At 67.9% G+C, this 16,362-nt stretch carries 13 protein-coding genes; 6 read left to right on the plus strand and 7 right to left on the minus strand.

Translation table 11 applies throughout. The features are described from left to right. Positions 1-13: 13 nt before the first annotated feature. The 3 genes from GXY47_15415 to GXY47_15425 all read right to left on the minus strand — a co-directional run bounded on the left by GXY47_15415 (position 14) and on the right by GXY47_15425 (position 3,338). Positions 14-643, minus strand: coding sequence for a CPBP family intramembrane metalloprotease (locus GXY47_15415; GenBank protein ID NLV32530.1), 630 nt, complete (start codon positions 641-643; stop codon positions 14-16). Between the two features lie 40 nt (positions 644-683). Continuing rightward, positions 684-2,519, minus strand: coding sequence for a hypothetical protein (locus GXY47_15420; GenBank protein NLV32531.1), 1,836 nt, complete (start codon positions 2,517-2,519; stop codon positions 684-686). Between the two features lie 63 nt (positions 2,520-2,582). Continuing rightward, complete coding sequence (locus tag GXY47_15425) at positions 2,583-3,338, minus strand: DUF4412 domain-containing protein (protein ID NLV32532.1); 756 nt, start codon at positions 3,336-3,338, stop codon at positions 2,583-2,585. Between the two features lie 187 nt (positions 3,339-3,525). On the opposite strand from GXY47_15425, the gene gcvT reads away from it, so the two are divergent. The 4 genes from gcvT to GXY47_15445 are packed head-to-tail and all read left to right on the plus strand — an operon-like array spanning position 3,526 to position 7,865. Continuing rightward, positions 3,526-4,689 (plus strand): glycine cleavage system aminomethyltransferase GcvT, encoded by a 1,164-nt coding sequence (gene gcvT / locus GXY47_15430; protein NLV32533.1) that lies wholly within the window; start codon positions 3,526-3,528, stop codon positions 4,687-4,689. Further along, positions 4,686-6,032, plus strand: a complete 1,347-nt coding sequence (locus GXY47_15435) for an aminomethyl-transferring glycine dehydrogenase subunit GcvPA (protein NLV32534.1) — start codon at positions 4,686-4,688, stop codon at positions 6,030-6,032. Before gcvT ends, GXY47_15435 begins: the two co-directional genes overlap by 4 nt. Then, positions 6,029-7,504 (plus strand): aminomethyl-transferring glycine dehydrogenase subunit GcvPB, encoded by a 1,476-nt coding sequence (locus tag GXY47_15440; protein NLV32535.1) that lies wholly within the window; start codon positions 6,029-6,031, stop codon positions 7,502-7,504. The genes GXY47_15435 and GXY47_15440 overlap by 4 nt, the downstream gene beginning before the upstream one ends. Position 7,505: 1 nt before the next feature. After that, on the plus strand, positions 7,506-7,865 hold the full coding sequence (locus GXY47_15445; protein NLV32536.1) for a phage holin family protein: 360 nt from the start codon (positions 7,506-7,508) through the stop codon (positions 7,863-7,865). Here the strand turns inward: GXY47_15445 and GXY47_15450 are convergent. Beyond that, on the minus strand, positions 7,852-8,559 hold the full coding sequence (locus tag GXY47_15450; GenBank protein ID NLV32537.1) for a type 1 glutamine amidotransferase: 708 nt from the start codon (positions 8,557-8,559) through the stop codon (positions 7,852-7,854). The two genes, GXY47_15445 and GXY47_15450, sit on opposite strands and share 14 nt — an antisense overlap. Before the next feature lie 105 nt (positions 8,560-8,664). Between GXY47_15450 and GXY47_15455 the strand changes: the two genes are divergently transcribed. Then, entirely contained in the window at positions 8,665-10,866 is a 2,202-nt protein-coding gene (locus tag GXY47_15455; GenBank protein NLV32538.1) for a bifunctional (p)ppGpp synthetase/guanosine-3',5'-bis(diphosphate) 3'-pyrophosphohydrolase, read from the plus strand. A 7-nt stretch (positions 10,867-10,873) separates the two neighbouring features. On the opposite strand, the gene GXY47_15460 is transcribed toward GXY47_15455, so the two are convergent. Beyond that, on the minus strand, positions 10,874-12,229 hold the full coding sequence (locus GXY47_15460; protein ID NLV32539.1) for a DUF5050 domain-containing protein: 1,356 nt from the start codon (positions 12,227-12,229) through the stop codon (positions 10,874-10,876). A 138-nt stretch (positions 12,230-12,367) separates the two neighbouring features. Between GXY47_15460 and GXY47_15465 the strand changes: the two genes are divergently transcribed. Then, on the plus strand, positions 12,368-12,931 hold the full coding sequence (locus GXY47_15465) for a nuclear transport factor 2 family protein (GenBank protein ID NLV32540.1): 564 nt from the start codon (positions 12,368-12,370) through the stop codon (positions 12,929-12,931). A 27-nt stretch (positions 12,932-12,958) separates the two neighbouring features. Here the strand turns inward: GXY47_15465 and GXY47_15470 are convergent, their stop codons facing one another. Both GXY47_15470 and GXY47_15475 read right to left on the minus strand, forming a co-directional pair. Continuing rightward, positions 12,959-15,403: a hypothetical protein gene (locus GXY47_15470; protein NLV32541.1), complete on the minus strand. Its 2,445-nt coding sequence runs from the start codon at positions 15,401-15,403 to the stop codon at positions 12,959-12,961. 23 nt (positions 15,404-15,426) lie between these two features. After that, entirely contained in the window at positions 15,427-16,356 is a 930-nt protein-coding gene (locus GXY47_15475) for a glycyl-radical enzyme activating protein (protein ID NLV32542.1), read from the minus strand. Positions 16,357-16,362 lie beyond the last annotated feature (6 nt).

Here is a 16,362-nt window from a genome sequence, read left to right on the forward strand (position 1 = left end):
ACCACTGTCCCTTTCAACCCAAGCCCAGGTACAGCATCGTGATCCCGACGGTGTCGAAGCATCCGTGCACGAGTACCATGCACCATGCATTCTTCCGGAATGAAAAAAACAGCCCCCCCATGATGATGGAAAAAATGAACGTCCCGATGACGCCCGTGATTCCCTGGTATCCGTGGGCAAGAGCGAAGACAGCGCTGGTGATCCCGATGGCGGCAAAGCGGAAGACCTTTTCGTTCCGGACGAAACCCCGGATCCGGTTGAAGAGGTAGCCGCGGAAGAAGTACTCCTCGAACAGCCCCCCCACCACCCACCCCAGGCCCAGAAGCCCGATAAACCCGGCCAGGCTGCCCTTCACCTTTTCGTAGCCCCCGAGGTCGACCTCCTGCCCCGTAAGCCTCGCCAGGAGGGGGTCGAGGAACAGGTTGGCCGCCAGTCCCAGGAGCAGTCCGGCGCCGACGGCCACAAGAACGGCGCGCGCCTTCGGCCTGAAAAAGCCGTAATCGGAAAAGGTTTCCCTGGCCAGGAACCGGGTCGTCAGGGAGATGACCAGCACCAGGGCGACGTATAGGAGATTGAGGTTCAGAAGCGGCAGGGCGAGGAGCACGAGCAGTTCGATGAAAAGGAGCGTGTTCCTTTTGGTCAATTCCGATTCTCCCGGCGAAGGGGACAGTGGTGACTGTCCCCTATTCCTCCTCGTGCATCCAGCGCCGGAGCAGGGGCGAAAGGATGAAGCAGATGAGGGCGGAGACGATGGCCGTCAGGGCGATCTTTCCGAAGATGTCGCCGTAGAGCCCCACCGTCTCGATCGGCGGGGGAATGATCTGCACCTCCCCTTCCCCGTGGGAAACGCCCGTCAGCGAGGCGATCATCCCCGCCAGGTAGTTGGAAAAGGCGGTGGCCAGAAACCACGCACCCATGACCGTGCTGACCATACGCGCCGGGGAGAGCTTCACCACCATCGACAGCCCCACGGGGGAGAGGCAGAGTTCCCCGGTGGTCTGGAACATGTAACCCAGGATCAGCCAGACCATGCTGACCATGCCGCGCCCGTCGGCATGCGTGGCGCCGTACCAGAGGGCCGTGAAGCCGAAGCCGAGCTGCAGCAGCCCGAGCGAAAACTTGACAGGCGTGCTGGGGTCCCGGCCGCGGGCGGAGAGAAAAGCCCAGAGCCCGGTAAACACCAGCCCGAAGAGGAGGATGAAGATCGGATTGACCGCCTGGAACAGGGACGCCGGAATCTCGGCCCCGCCCGTCCCCATGCCGACATTCCCGTCGTCGACGCGCCAGTCCACGGTGTCCCGCCCCTCCTCCCTGGCCCGGGTGAGCGCGTCCAGGGCGAACATCTCCCCCCCGTTGGTGTAGCCCAACTGTTCCTGGCTGAGCTTGAGCGGCAGCGTCTTCCCGACGTCGCCGGAGGAGACACGATCCTCCTCGAACACGCGGTCGACGTTGCGGTCGGCGAAATTGTTGAGCGAACTCCCCGCCTGCTCGAAGAAGGCCCAGAAGAGCATGGAAAAGAACATCAGGATGAGGACGACGAAAAGACGGTGGCGTTCGATCTGCGCCGCCCGCAGCGCCTCGATGACGAGCCACACGAAGGCGGCGAGGCCGAAAAGGGTCAGTACCCAGCCGGCGATCTCGCTTCTGCGGATGAGCACGATCAGCACGGGGAGCGCCAGCACGATGCCGAGGTAGACGGCCAGGTCCTTCCGGAGGAAGCCCCACATCTTCTCCCCGAGCGCCTCGGGCCGCTTCGGCCGCCCCGCTTCGTCCGGCAGCCCCCCACGCCCCAGCGCCACGAAGGCGATGACGCCGGCGGCAATGAGCGCCAGCGCGATCAGGATGTTCACCGCCAGCTGGTAGGGGTTGTTCTGGAAGAACATGAGCGCCACCCCCGTCACCAGGGCGCAGCCCAGGATCAGTACCTGGGTGAGGCGGATCGGGGCGACGAACACGGCCAGGCCCATCAGCATCCCGATCGTGGCCAGCCCAAAGCCGTAATGCCAGCCGTAGGTCTCCCCGATGTAGCCGCAGAGCAGCGGCGACATCGCGGCGCCGAGGTTGATGCCCATGTAGAAGATGGTGAAGCCGCCGTCCCGCTTGCGGCTCTTGATGTCGTACAGGGAGCCGACGATGGTGGAGATGTTGGGCTTGAAGAAGCCGTTGCCGCAGATGAGGAGGGCCAGGGCGAAGAAAAACGCCAGTTCGTGCTCCACCGTCATCATCAGGTGCCCCATCGCCATGAGCAGGCCGCCGATCACGACCGCGCGCCGCGCCCCCAGGAGCCGGTCGGCCAGCATGCCGCCGATGAAGGGGGTGGCGTAGACGAGGGCGGTGTAGGCCCCGTAGATGGCGTAGGCGCGGCCGTCGGTGAAGTTGAGGAACCCCTTGATCATGTAGAAGACCAGCAGGGCCCGCATGCCGTAATAGGAAAAGCGCTCCCACATCTCGGCGAAGAAGAGGGTGTACAGCCCCACGGGGTGCCCGAAGAGGACTTTCTGCTCGCGACTTGTCGTCATAGCGCCCGCCATTGAATGGGTTTCCTGAAGATATCGGTTTCTTTCCGGAGCCAGGGCAAGGGGTCACTCCTCCCGGTCGGCCTCGACGCGCCGGTAGCCGGCGGGTATTTCAAAAACGGAGGGCGGGATCGCCCCCCTTTCGATCGAGGTGACCACCCGGGTGGTCTTCATCTCCATGTTCATCATCTTCATGGTCGTCACGGTCTTGAGCGGGAGGCCGTCGATCTTCTTCATTTCATCGATCAGCTGCCTCATATCGAGCAGCGGGTTGTCCGGCGCCCGGAGCTTCATCATGTCGTAATAGGCCGGGGGGATCCGCAGATCCGTCGCTGCGTGGATTTCGATCTCCATCGGCCCCCGGAGGAGGTATTTCGCGGTCGGGTATCCCGCGATCGTTTCGCCCGGACCCGCTTCGGCGACGGTGATGGACATCTCCGCCAGCCCCATCATCTTTTTGACCGTCTCCATCTCCTCCCCGTGTCCCTCCAGCGCTTCCCCCGCCCGGTCGAGCATCGCCCGGAGCTGATCGAACGTCACCTCGGAGTAGGTCCCGGCGCGGTGGTCGAGAGTGAGGATCCTCTTTTCGTCGAAGCGGATGATGCTGTCATCTCCCCCCTCGGTGCGGGTGCGCATGGCGCTGCCGCCGAAATACTCGGTGGCGGTGGAGTCGGAAGCCCCCATCCCGGAAATCGTGGTCCGGGTCTGCGCCGTGAAATCGCCCGAAGGCCCCTGCGCCGCGCCGCCTCTTCCCGCCCCGGTGGACAGGAAGACGGCAAGAAGACAGAACAGGGCCGGACGGTGATCGATGCGACACCTCATGGGGATGCTCCTCCGGCTGATTCCGTCTCCGGGCCCGAAACCGTTACGACACCCGGAATTTTGCATAGTATCCTCTAAAAGCCCCGTCCTCCGCAAGCGCTCCCTTTATCGGAAATGCTCCCCGAGCCTGTCGCTTTTTCGACCCCGATCCGGGTATGATAGCCTCACCTTTTTGCGGAGACGCGACATGAACCAGACACCGCTTCATCCATGCTACGCCCCCCTGCCAGGCGCCAGGATGGTGGATTTCGCCGGCTGGCGGCTCCCGCTCCACTTCGAAGGCGGGATCCTGGCCGAGCATAGGGCCGTCCGCGGCGCGGCCGGGCTTTTCGACGTTTCCCACATGGGACGGATCCGGCTGCGCGGCCCGCACGCCGCGGCCTACGTCGATTGGCTGGCCACCAACTCCCTGCCGGAAGCGGGTTCCAGCGGCTGCCGGTACTCGCTCCTGTGCGCCGAGGACGGGGGCTGCATCGACGACATCGTCGTCTGCAGGCCGGGAGAGCAGTCGCTGGACCTGACGGTCAACGCCGCGAGCCGCGCCCGCGTCCTCGAATGGATAACCGGGCCGAACCCCTGGACCCGCTCCGGCCGCGCCCTCCCCGCGATCGAGGACGTGACGTCCCGGACCGCGCAACTCGCGCTGCAGGGTCCGGCCTCGCTGGAGATCCTGGCCGCGCGCTGCGACGCGGACCTTGCGGGTCTTCGGAACTATCATTTTCTCCCCGGAATCCGCGTCGCGGGGATCCCCGCCCTGGTCTCGCGCACGGGGTACACCGGGGAGGACGGGTTCGAGCTGTTCGTCGACGCCCCCGACGCCCCCGCCCTGTGGCGCGCGCTCCTGGAGGCCGGGGCCCCTCTCGGCCTGGTTCCCTGCGGGCTCGGGGCCCGCGACACCCTCCGCTTCGAGGCCGGGATGCCCCTGTACGGCCAGGAACTCGGCCTCGGCATCAACCCCCTCGAAGCCGGGCTGGGACGCTTCGTCGACCTGGCCAAGGGGGATTTTTCCGGAAAGAGGGCGCTCGAGGCCGTGGCCCGGGACGGGGCGGCCCGAAAGCGGATCGGGCTCGAGATGATCGACGCCGCGGTGGCGCGGACCGGGCATGCCGTCCGGCGGGGGGAGGAGGAAATCGGACGAATCACGAGCGGGGGGAAATGCCCCACCGTCGGCATCTTCGGAGCCATGGCCCTGGTGCGCCGGGATGCAGCGGAAGAGCCGGAGTACGAGATCGACATCCGCGGCCGGTGGAAACGGGCCGGAGCGCGCCCCCTCCCCTTCTACCGCCGGGGGACGGGACCGCGGACCGACGAGGCGGCGGTCTCCGCCCGGGGAAAGGGGCGACGCCCATGAACACTTTCGCCTATCTCCCCCACACCCCCGAGGATGTCGCGCGCATGCTCGGCGTCATCGGGGTGGAGAGCCTCGAGGACCTCTTTTCCGACATCCCGCCCTCGCTGCGCGCCTCCGGGGCACCCGACATCCCCCCGGGGCTCTGCGAAACCGCGCTCTACCGGGAGTTCGAGCGCCTCAGGAACGCGGGCCGGACCTGCGTGTCCTTCCTCGGCGCCGGGTGTTACGACCACCTGGTCCCATCGATCGTCCCCTTCGTGACGGGACGGACCGAATTCGCCACCTCCTACACCCCCTACCAGGCGGAGGCGTCGCAGGGGATGCTTCAGGCGATCTACGAGTATCAGACCATGATCACGCTCCTCGTCGGCCTGCCGGTATCGAACGCCTCGCTCTACGACGGCGCCACGGCCGCGGCGGAAGCCTGCGCCATGGCGCGCAGCGCGCGCAAGGGGGCCCGCGTCATCGGGGTCTCGCCCCTCGTGCACCCCCACGCGCTCGAGGTCCTCGAAACCTTTTTCTCCGATTCCGGGGCCGAAATCGCGCGCCTCCCCGAATCGGAAGGGGCGACGGACTGGAGCGGGCTCGGGAAGATCGAGGGGGAGGAGCTGGCGTGCGTGCTGGTACAGAGCCCGAACCGGTACGGGATCGTGGAGGACCTGACCGGCCTCGCCGCCCGCCTCGGCAAGACCGGCGCGCTGCTGGTCGTCTCGGCGAACCCGATGTCGCTCGGCGTCCTGAAAAGCCCGGGGGAATGGGGGGCCGACATCGCCGTGGGGAACGGGCAGCCGTTCGGCCTCGGGCAGAATTTCGGGGGGCCCGGGGTCGGATACATCGCCGCGGGGAGGAGCCTGATGCGCCTCATGCCCGGAAGGATCGTGGGCGAGACCGTGGACAGCGAAGGGGCGAGGGCGTTCGTGCTCACCCTGCAGGCGCGCGAGCAGCACATCCGGCGCGAGCGCGCGACCTCCAACATCTGCACCAACCAGGCGCTGGCGGCGCTGGCGGTCGCCGCCTACCTGACCGTGGTCGGGCGGGAGGGAGTGCGGAGGATCGCCCGTCAGAACGTGCACAAGGCGCGCTACCTCGCCGGGCGCCTCACGGCGGAAACGCCCGCCCGGATCGCCTACGACAAGCCTTATTTCAACGAATTCGTCCTCGACCTCCCCTGCCCCGCGCGGAAGGCGGCCGACGCCCTGCTCGGGGAGGGGGTCCTGGCCGGGGTCCCGCTCGACGAATTCGGCGGCGGGGACCCGAACCGGCTGCTGGTGGCCGTGACCGAAAAGAGGACGCGGGCCGAAATGGACCGGTACGTAGAACTGATCCGAAGGGTGATCGCATGACCGAACCACTGGTTTTCGAGCAATCGCGCCCGGGCCGGACGGGCTACCGCACCCCGGAGTGCGACGTCCCCGAGACCGACCTCGGGACCCTGTTCCCGCGGGCGCTGCTGCGGGAAACGCCCGCCCCCCTCCCCGAGGTCTCGGAGCCCGCCGCCGTCCGCCACTACACCCGGCTCTCGCACCGCAACCACGCGGTCGACCTCGGCTTCTACCCCCTGGGATCGTGCACGATGAAGTACAATCCCAAGATCAACGACGAGGTCGCCTCCTGGTTCCGGGACGTCCACCCGCTGCAGCCGGCTCCCACCATCCAGGGGATCCTCGAGATCCTCCACCGCACGATCGGGAGCCTCTGCGCCATCACCGGGATGAAGGCCGGGACGCTCCAGCCCTTCGCGGGGGCCCACGGGGAGTTCACCGGGATGAAGCTGTTCCGGGCCTGGTTTGGCAAGCGCGGGGAAGCGGGGCGCCGCGTGCTGCTCGTCCCCGATTCGGCCCACGGCACCAACCCGGCCTCGGCCCGCATCGCCGGCTTCGACCTCCGCGTCGTCCCCAGTTCCGGGGGGATCGTCACGCTCGACGCCATCCGCCCCTGGCTCAACGCCGAACTGGCCGGCATCATGATGACCAACCCCAACACCCTGGGGCTCTTCGAACGCCAGGTGCTGGAGGTCTCCCGGGCCGTGCACGCGGCGGGGGGCCTCCTCTACTACGACGGCGCGAACCTGAACGCCATCGTCGGCACGGCGCGCCCCGGGGACATGGGCTTCGACGTCGTGCACCTCAACCTGCACAAGACCTTTTCCACCCCCCACGGCGGCGGAGGCCCCGGAGCGGGGCCGATCCTGGTCGGCCCCGCGCTCGAACCGTTCCTCCCCGCCCCGGTGATCGTGCGCGACGCGGCCGGCTACCGCTTCGCGCCGGCGGGCCCCGACTCGATCGGGCGGGTCTCCGGCTTTCACGGAAACATCGGCGTCATCCTGCGGGCCTTCGCCTACATCCTTTCCATGGGTTCGGACGGCCTGGGCGAGGTGTCCCGGCTGGCCGTGCTCAACGCGAACTACCTCAGGGCGCGCCTGCGGGGCCTGCTGACACTCCCCTACGAGGCGCTGTGCAAACACGAATGCGTCTTCTCGGCAAAGGAGCTGAAGGAGAGGACCGGGGTGTCGGCCCTCGACCTGGCCAAGCGGATGCTCGATTTCGGGATCTACGCCCCGACCGTCTATTTTCCGACCATCGTCTCCGAGGCGGTCATGATCGAGCCGACCGAGACCGAATCTCCCGAAACGCTCGACCGCTTCGTGGAGATCCTCGAACGGATCTGCCGGGAAGCGGAGGAACAGCCCGATCTGCTGCGCTCGGCCCCGCACACCACCCCCATACGGCGCGCCGACGAGGTGCGGGCCGCGCGCCAGCCGCGCCTCGCCTGGGAGCCGCCGGCCGGGGCAAGGCCGCCCGAAGGAGGAAACTGACATGGTTCGTATGCTGATTCACTGGGTCCTCATGGCCCTCGCCGTGGGGATCACGGCATGGATCATCCCCGGGTTCGAAATAAGCGGAGTCCTCGCGGCCTTGGTCGCGGCCGTCATCATCGGATTCATCAACGCCACGGTGGGGCTGCTGCTGAAGATCGTCACCTTTCCGCTGACGGTCGTCACCCTGGGGCTGTTCTGGCTGCTGATCAACGCGCTGATGCTGAAGCTCGCCTCCGCCCTGGTCCCCGGTTTCCACATCCGCGGCTTCGCGGCCGCCTTCTTCGGCGCCATCGTGCTCAGCCTGGTCAACATGCTGCTGAAGAAGCTCCTGCGGCCGGAGCGGATCAAGCCCCGGTAGGGGCGGCTCCGCCGCCGGTCAGCCAGGAGAGCACCCTGGCCATGACCTCGTTGATCTCCCGGTAGCGGGAAGCGGGGGCGGACAGGAGCTGCTCCTCGCCCTGGACGAAGGGACCGGGAACCAGCTCGTCCCGGCAGTGCTCGACGAGGCCCCGGGCGCTCTCCTCGGTGGTCTCGAGGTGGAACTGCAGCCCGATCACGCGGCGCCCGAACTGGAAGGCCTGGTTGCGGCACGCGTCGCTTTCCGCCAGGTGCACGGACCCCGGGGGGAGGTCGAAGGTTTCCCCGTGCCAGTGAAAGGCCTCGCACGCCGCGGGCAGCCCCAGGCTCCCCGCGGGGGCCGGGACCGCGCGCACGGGGAACCAGCCGATCTCCTTGACCGGGTTCGGGAAGACGCGCGCCCCCAGGGCGGCGGCGATCAGCTGGGCCCCCAGGCAGATCCCCAGGACCGCGACCCCCCGCTCCGCCGCTTCCCGGATGGAGCGCTTCTCCCCGGCGAGCCAGGGGTGCCGCCCCTCGTCGTTGACGCTCATCGGCCCGCCCATGACGACGAGGAGATCGACCGACGCGGGATCGGGCAGGGGATCCCCCGCGAACAGGCGGGTGCGGCCGATGTCGGCCCCCCTCTCCCCGAGCCACCCGGCGATGCTGCCGGGACCTTCGAACGGAACATGCTGCAGGACGTGCGCCTTCATCTCTCCCCCATTCTCACGACCCCGGCCCGCGGACTCCCATGAGGCCCGGCGCACCGGGATCTGGTATATTTTAGTGGAAATTGCAGCTTATGAAACAGGGGGATCATGGTCTACGTTCCTTCCGCACTGGACGCGTCGCTGCCGGACGGGGAGCTGACGGAAAAGATCGGCGCCGGGCTCTCGGAGGCCGACGCCGGCCGCATCCTGCGCGCGCTCGAATTCGTCGGCCCCCTCTACGGCCGCCGGCGCCTCGGCACCGGCGAGGAGATCGTCCGCCATGTCCACGGCATGGCGCTGATCGCGGCCGCTCTGCGCCTGGACGCGGACTCACGCCTGGCCGCGCTCCTGTTCGCCGCGCATCACCTCGAGGCCGGCAAGTCGATCGCGGAGCTTTTCGGCGAGGACGCCGCCCGGCTGGTCGCGGGGCTCCACCGGCTGAACGGCCTGCGCCTGCTCGCGCCCACCCCCGCTTCGGGGGTGCGCGACCTGCGCACCCAGCCGGAGGTCCTGCGCAAGATGCTGCTCGCCATGAGCGAGGACGTGCGCGTCGTCCTCCTGCGGCTGGCGAGCCGGACCCAGACCCTGCGCTTCTACGCCGAGAACCCCGGACCGGACCGGGAGGAAACCGCCCGGGAATCGATGGACCTGTACGCGCCGCTGGCCAACCGGCTCGGGGTGTGGGAACTCAAGTGGGAGATCGAGGACCTGAGTTTCCGCTTCCTCGATCCCGAAACCTACCGCGGGATCGCCCGGCAGATCGACGAAAAGCGGTCCGAACGGGAGCGCTTCATCGCCGAAGCCATCTCCATCCTCGCGAAGGAGTGCGATTCGGTAGGAATCCGGGCCGAGATCTACGGCCGGCCGAAGCACATCTACAGCATCTGGAAAAAAATGCGGGCCAAGCAGATCCCCCTGGAGGAGGTCTACGATCTGCGGGCGCTGCGCGTCATCGTCCGGCAGGTGCATGAATGCTACACCGTCCTCGGCATCGTGCACCGGATCTGGGTCCCGATGACGCGGGAGTTCGACGACTACATCAGCAGGCCGAAGGAGAACGGCTACCAGTCGATCCACACCGCCGTGACCGCCGCCGACCGGCGCCCCCTGGAGGTGCAGATCCGCACCCGGGAGATGCACGAGCACGCCGAACTGGGGGTGGCCGCCCACTGGCGCTACAAGGAGGGGACCGCGGCGGCGAAGAAAAGCGACGCCTACCACGACAAGGTCTCGCTCCTGCGCGAGCTCCTCTCCTGGAGGGACGAGGTGGCCGACGCCTCCAGCTGGGTGGAACAATTCCGGCGGGCGGCGCTGGACGACACGATCTACGTGATGACGCCCCAGGGGCGCATCATCGACCTCCCCCGGGGCGCCACCCCCCTCGATTTCGCCTACCGGGTCCATACCGAGATCGGACACCGCTGCCGGGGGGCCAAGGCCGACGGGGTCCTGGTCGCGCTGAACCGGCCCCTCGAGTCGGGCCAGACGGTCGAAATCGTCACCGCCAAACAGGGGGGGCCGTCGCGCGACTGGCTCAACCCCCAGCTCGGCTACCTCCGGACCCCGCGGGCCCGCCAGAAGGTCAAGCAGTACTTCACCGCGCTCGACGAGTCGCAGACCGTGGCGGAGGGGCGCGTCTTCGTGCAGCGCGAACTGCAGCGCGAGGGGGCGACGCAGGCCAATATCGAGGCCCTGGCCGAGCGGATGGGCTACCCGGGGGCCGAGGCGATGTTCCTCGCGGCCGGCCGCGGGGAGCTCGGCCCGCGTGCCCTGCAGCAGGCGCTGCGCCCGGCGGAGGCGCCTCCGGAGCCCGCCCCGGAGTTCGTGCCGCGCAAGAGCCGGGCGGGGGGGAAGGGCGACGGCATCCTCGTAGTCGGCGTCGACAAGCTGCTGACGCAGCTGGGGCGCTGCTGCAAGCCCGCGCCCCCCGACCCGATCAAGGGCTACGTCACCCGCGGCAAGGGGATTTCGATCCACCGCGCCCGCTGCGCCAACTTCGCGGGGATGGCCCGGCTGAACCCGGAGCGGGTGATCGAGGCGGCCTGGGGGGAGACCCCTCCGCAGGGCCCGCGGGCCCCCTCCTATCCCGTCGATGTCTCGGTGCAGTGCGAGGACCGGACGGGGCTGCTACGGGACATCACCGAGGTCCTGACCCGGGAATCGATCAACGTCACCGCCGTCCACACCGCCGCGCGGCAGCCGAACGTCCGGCTTCACTTCACCCTGGAGGTGCGCGACGTGGCGCACCTCGAGCACGCGCTCAAGCTCATGGGCGGAATCCCCTCGGTCGTCGGCGCCCGCAGGATCTGAGCGCCGGCTATCGGGCGACGGCGATCTCCTCCGTGACCCGCCCGTCCGGCAGCGCCCGGAAGAGTCTCCCCTCCGCGCTCCAGAAGAGGATCCGCTCCCCTCCCCAGTGCCAGGAGACGACCTCGTCGCGGGGCGCGAGTACGAGCTGGTCCCGCTTCCCGTCGGTCTGCATGCGGCGCAGTTCGCGCCCCCGGGTGTAGTAGATCCACCCGCCGGCCGCCCACTGGATCGAGTCTCCCGAAACCAGCTTCACCCTGGAGATCAGGCCGTCCGGGAGCGGGCCTCCCGTCCCGTATTCCTCCCTGTCGAGCGCCAGGACCCTGAACCAGCCTTCCGAGGGGGAATGGTCGATTCCGGGCAGAATGGCCACATCCCCATGGTCCCCGTAGCTGCAGTAATAGGCGACGTCGTCCCGGTCCTGGTCGAGGATGACGGGGGACGTATTGACATTGACCGAGAGGTGGCTGTTGACCTTCTTGGATTTGAGGCTGTAGGAAAACACCCCCCCGGCCCCCCGGGGCTGGACGATGTCCTCCCAGTGGCGGTTGTAGAAGATGTGAAAATCGTTCACCGCCATCGAATGAACCGGACGCCCGTCGAAGACCTTCTGCGCGGCTTCGCCCGGCTTGTGCGTCCGCAGGGAGAACACCTCCCCCCTTTCGTTCAGGTAATAGGCCCACCCGTGCCGGTTGACGCGCAGGCAGGTGATCGAGTCCCTGTCGTTGAGGCACGTGCGCTCCTCCCCGTCGATGGTCATGGTGTAGAGGCCGTACCCGGTCTCACGGTTGCCGTTGTAATAGTAGATCCGCCGCCCCGCGACGTTGAGGTGGCAGGGCTCGTCGTCGGAAAGGCGCCCGAGCCGGGAGCCGTCGGTCCGCACCCGGTAGAGCTTTCCCCCGTCGGCCGGGTGGGCGAAATAGACCCACCCGCCCTGAACGACCAGGGTATCGGTACCGCTGACGCTCCCCCAGTGGTTCGGCTTCGAAACGGTGACCGCGCAGTCGTTCGACCTTCTCCCGTCTGCGGCGAAAGCCCGGATTCTCGCCTGCCCGAGCCCCGTGGGGCTCACCAGCCCCCTTTCGTTCACCCTGGCGGCCCGTGGATTGTCCGATTCCCAGCGCGCGGCCGTGTCCCGGGTTCCGTCCGCCCTCTGCACCGACAGCTCGACGCTGCCGCCGTGTTCGAACAGGTCCAGGTCGCGGCGGGACAGCCGCAGGTCGGCCGGACTTCGCTCCCCGACCCGCTCGCGCGCCCCCGCCTGCGCGTCGGCGGCCGCTTCCCGGTGCCCCCGCGAGCGCGGTTCCTGCCCCGACAGAAAGACGGGTGCCGCGGCCAGCAGCACCACCAGCAGACCTTTTTTCATGACCCGGCCCTTTCCCTTTATATGTTAAGTTTTAAATGGCTTTACACCCATAGCCTTATCGGCGGGGAGCGGCGCTCCCGTTACGCCGGATGCAGGGAGCCGAAGCAGACCCTGAACCTGAAACGAGGAGACACGACAATGGCTGAAAAAAAGACCACGGGAACGAACAAGGGATGGGCGGTCCTGGCCCTGATGGCGGCCGTGCTGCTGCTGGTTGCGGCGGCGCCCGCCCGGGACGGAGGGGTGACGGCGGCCACCCTGCTCGACCGGATCCTGATCGAGGACCTGGTCACGGGGTACTACGTCGACCTGACCTCGGGGAGCGGCCACGACCTGTCGGAATACTTCACCGAGGACGCCGTCCTGGACGTTAACGGCACGGTCTCGGAAGGGCGCGCGGCGATCGAGAAGATGTACTCCGGCCTCGACGCGGGGGAGGCCAACCTGGGGGGGAAGATGCACATGCTGCTCAGCAACCCCGTCATCCGCGTCGAGGGCAGCACCGCCAGGGCGTGGTTCGTCTGGACCGGCGTCATGAACGACAACATCCGCATGTCCCCGCGGCTGCTCGAACAGGGGCGGGAGTACGACGAACTGGTCAAGATCGACGGCCGCTGGTACATCAAGAAGCGCTACATCACCGCCGACAGCGGTCTCCCGGCGCTCTGGGACAAGACCTACAAGCCCCGGGATTTCCGGTAGGCCGCGTCTTTCAGGCCCCCGGGCGGCTTACAGGCTGTGTTCGCTCCGGTTGATGACGTCGTCCTGGATGTCGGGGGACAGCTGGGTGAAATAGGCGCTGAACCCCCCGATCCTGACGATCAGGTCCGGGTATTTTTCGGGATGCGCCTTGGCGTCCCGGAGCGCGTCCGTGTCCACCATGTTGTACTGGATGTGCGATCCCCCCTCCGCCATGAAGGCGTTGGTATAGGCCGCCAGCTTCTCCACGCTCTCCCGGCTGCGCAGCATCGAGGCGGTGAATTTCTGGTTCAGCACCGAGGCGTAGGACTCCTTGAACCCGGCCGTGAGCGCGGAACGGAGCACGGCGGTCGGTCCTTTCCGGTCGGCCCCCCGCATCGGGGAAATGGAGCCGTCGTTGAGCGGCTCCAGCGCCTTGCGGCCGTTGGGGAGGGCGCCCACGCCGCGCCCGCCGAAGTAGTGCCACGCGAGCCCTTCCCGCGCGACCATGTAGGGGCGGAAGGGGGCGTTGTCGTAGGCGCGGATGATGCGGTAGGAGTCCTCGCTGAGGCGCCGTGCCAGCAGGTCCACCTCCTCGATGTCGTTGCCGAACTTGGGGGCGGCCAGGCAGAGGCGCCGGATCTCCCCCCCCCGCTCCCCCTCGAAGTCGCCGTCGAGGGCATCGAGCAGTTCCGCCATGGTGAGGGTCCGGCGGTCGAATACCAGCGTCTTCACCGCCATCAACGAATCGGCCACGTCGATGATGGCGCGGTCGCTGATCCCGAACATGCTCGTGGCGGGGTCGGGGATCAGCAGGTCCTGGCCCAGGTCCATGCAGCTCTGCACCCCCACCGCCGAGAGAAACGGCATCCGGACGTGCTTCGGCTGCTCCTTCCGGGCGATGGCGGCCAGCCAGAAGATGCGGTGGGTGATGAACTCGTGCTGCCGGAGCAGGGCGCCGTACAGCTCCTCGAAGCTCGCGAAACCGCGCGGGTCCCCTGTCCGGATCCCGGTGCGGCGGCCGTTGCAGTCCAGGCCGTCGTGCAGGACGAGGTGGAGCATGGCGGCCAGGTTGCAGGCGGCCACCCCCTCGGCCCCGTAGTGCTCGGCCCTCGAGGGGAGGCAGGGGTAGACGCAGCCCAGGCCGCACCACTGCGCCGCCTCCTCGAGCGGGATCCCGTCCTCGACGAAGCGCGCCACGACCACCTCGTCGTTTTCGAACAGGGGGATCCCCCCCTTGGTGGCCATATTCGTCCGGATCGCCTTGTCCATGATCCAGTCGGGGGTGCTGCGGTTCCAGCGCAGCCCCAGGGTCGGGGAGGAGAGCCCGAGCAGCCCGACGACGTGCAGGAAGAGGTAGCTCAGCTCGTTCGAGCAGTCGCGCCCCCCGGCGTCCACCCCGCCGACCATGGCGTTGTTGATCCCGAAATTGATCTGGTGGGACTCCATGGAGCTCTCGGAGGAGACGAAGGTCTGAGTCCCCCAGCGCCCGATGAGCTCGGCGAGCAGGTCGGACGCCTTTTCCAGCGAGGTGGCCCCGCTCCTGACGTCGCGGATGAAGAAGGGGTAGAGGTACTGGTCGGCGCGCCCCCACTGGGGGTTGTTGTGCATCGGGTGCTCGTAGTTCTTGCACACCCCGACGATGGCCATCGACTGCAGGGCCTCGTGGAAAGTCCGCGCCGGGTGTTCGGGCACGTGTTCGCACGCCTCCGCCATCCGGAGCAGCTCCTCCCGGCGCCCCGGGCGCGTCTCGGTCTCGGCCATCTCCCTGGCCAGGGCGGCGTACCGGTGCGCATGCCGGATCGCCCCCTCGCAGGCGATCACGGCCGCCTGCCAGAAGTAGAGCCGGTCGATGTCGCTCTCCCGGTTCGCCAGGAAGGCGTCGATGTGCCCGCGGGCTTCCCGGATGATGCCCCCGAGCCCCTCGCGGAGGATCTTGTCCCACATCAGCACGGACGTGGTCTGCCCGAATATCCCGGTGTCCAGGGTCGGGTCCTTCAGCTTGGCGGCCTCGGCGTCCCGGATCCACTTCCCGACCACCGCTTCCCACGCCTTGTACGTCATCTCCGGCGCCGTGCGCCCCCGGAACTCCCTGGCGCTCGCGCGCAGGGTTTCGATGCTCTCCCGGTCCAGGCCGACATTGGCGTCCATGGTGATCCGCAGTTCCTCGCCGTCTTTCCAGATCCCCGGGATGTAGTCCCCGCAGACGTCGATGGAGGTGGCGCAGCCTATGACGGCGGGCGTCAACCGGCCCGCGAGCAGGTCATAGTCCTGGATGCGGATCTCGACGTTCTCCACGACCTTCCGGAAAAGGAGGGCGCGGCGCAGCTCGATGTCCATCCCGACGGTCTCCCGCCAGGATTCCACGGTCCATTTCTCCCGGTCGGCGAAGAGTTTCCAGCCCGCCTCCTTCATGGCCCGCTTCCACGCGCCCACGCTTTCCCCGAGGGAAAGCCGGTCGATCCTGTCCAGCAACTGCCTGTCGATCTCCACCATGTCTCACGCTCCGTTCCGGAGGGTCACCTCGAAACCGTGCAGCGGATGCCGCGCTGGAGGTAGGCGGCCCTCACCTCCTCGGCCCGTGCGTCCCCGTCGGCGCCGAGTTCCTCCATCTGGTATTGTACCCCAAGCGCGCGGTATTTGCTCTGGCCCATCCGGTGGTAGGGCATCAGTTCGAGTCGGGGCTCCTTCATCCCCAGGCCCGACAGGAAGGCGGCCGTCGCCTCGATATCCTCCGGGGAATCGTTCAGGCCGGGGATCACCGGCTGGCGGAAGAGGACATCGGCCCCGCTCCGCACGAGCAGGCGGGCGTTTTCCAGGACCGGGCCGTTCTCCCGGCCCGTGCACTCCCGGTGACGGACCGGGTCGATCACCTTCAGGTCGAAGAGGAAATGGTCGGTGACGGGAAGGACTTCTTCGAGTGCCTCCCGGCCCGCGTAGCCGCAGGTCTCGATGCAGGTGTCCACCTCCCCGGCCCGGCAGAGCTCGAAGAGTTCCCGGACGAATCCCGCCCGGGCCAGGGGCTCCCCGCCCGAGGCGGTGACCCCCCCGCCCGAACTCCGGTAGAACATCCGGTCACGCCGCACCTCGTCCCAGACTTCGGCCGCCGTCATCCTCTCGCCGTAGCGGACCAGGGCGCCCCCCGGGCAGACATCCACGCAGGCCCCGCAGCAGGTGCAGCGGGCGTAATCGATGCGGTGGCCCCCTTCGCCGGTGCGAATGGCGCCCTCCGGACAGGCATCGGCGCATTTGCCGCAGCGCGTGCAGAGGGTTTCGAGAAACCCGATCTGCGGCTCCGCCGAAAGGCACTCGGGGTTGGCGCACCAGCGGCAGGAGAGGGGGCACCCCTTGAAGAAAACGACCGTGCGGATGCCGGGCCCGTCGTGCAGGGAAAAACCCTGGATATGGGTGATGACGGCCGTCCGGGCCGGGGTGCTTGAACCGCTCATGTCCAT

This window comes from Acidobacteriota bacterium (genome assembly GCA_012729555.1).
In the GTDB taxonomy this organism is placed as follows: Bacteria; Acidobacteriota; UBA6911; order UBA6911; family UBA6911; genus UBA6911.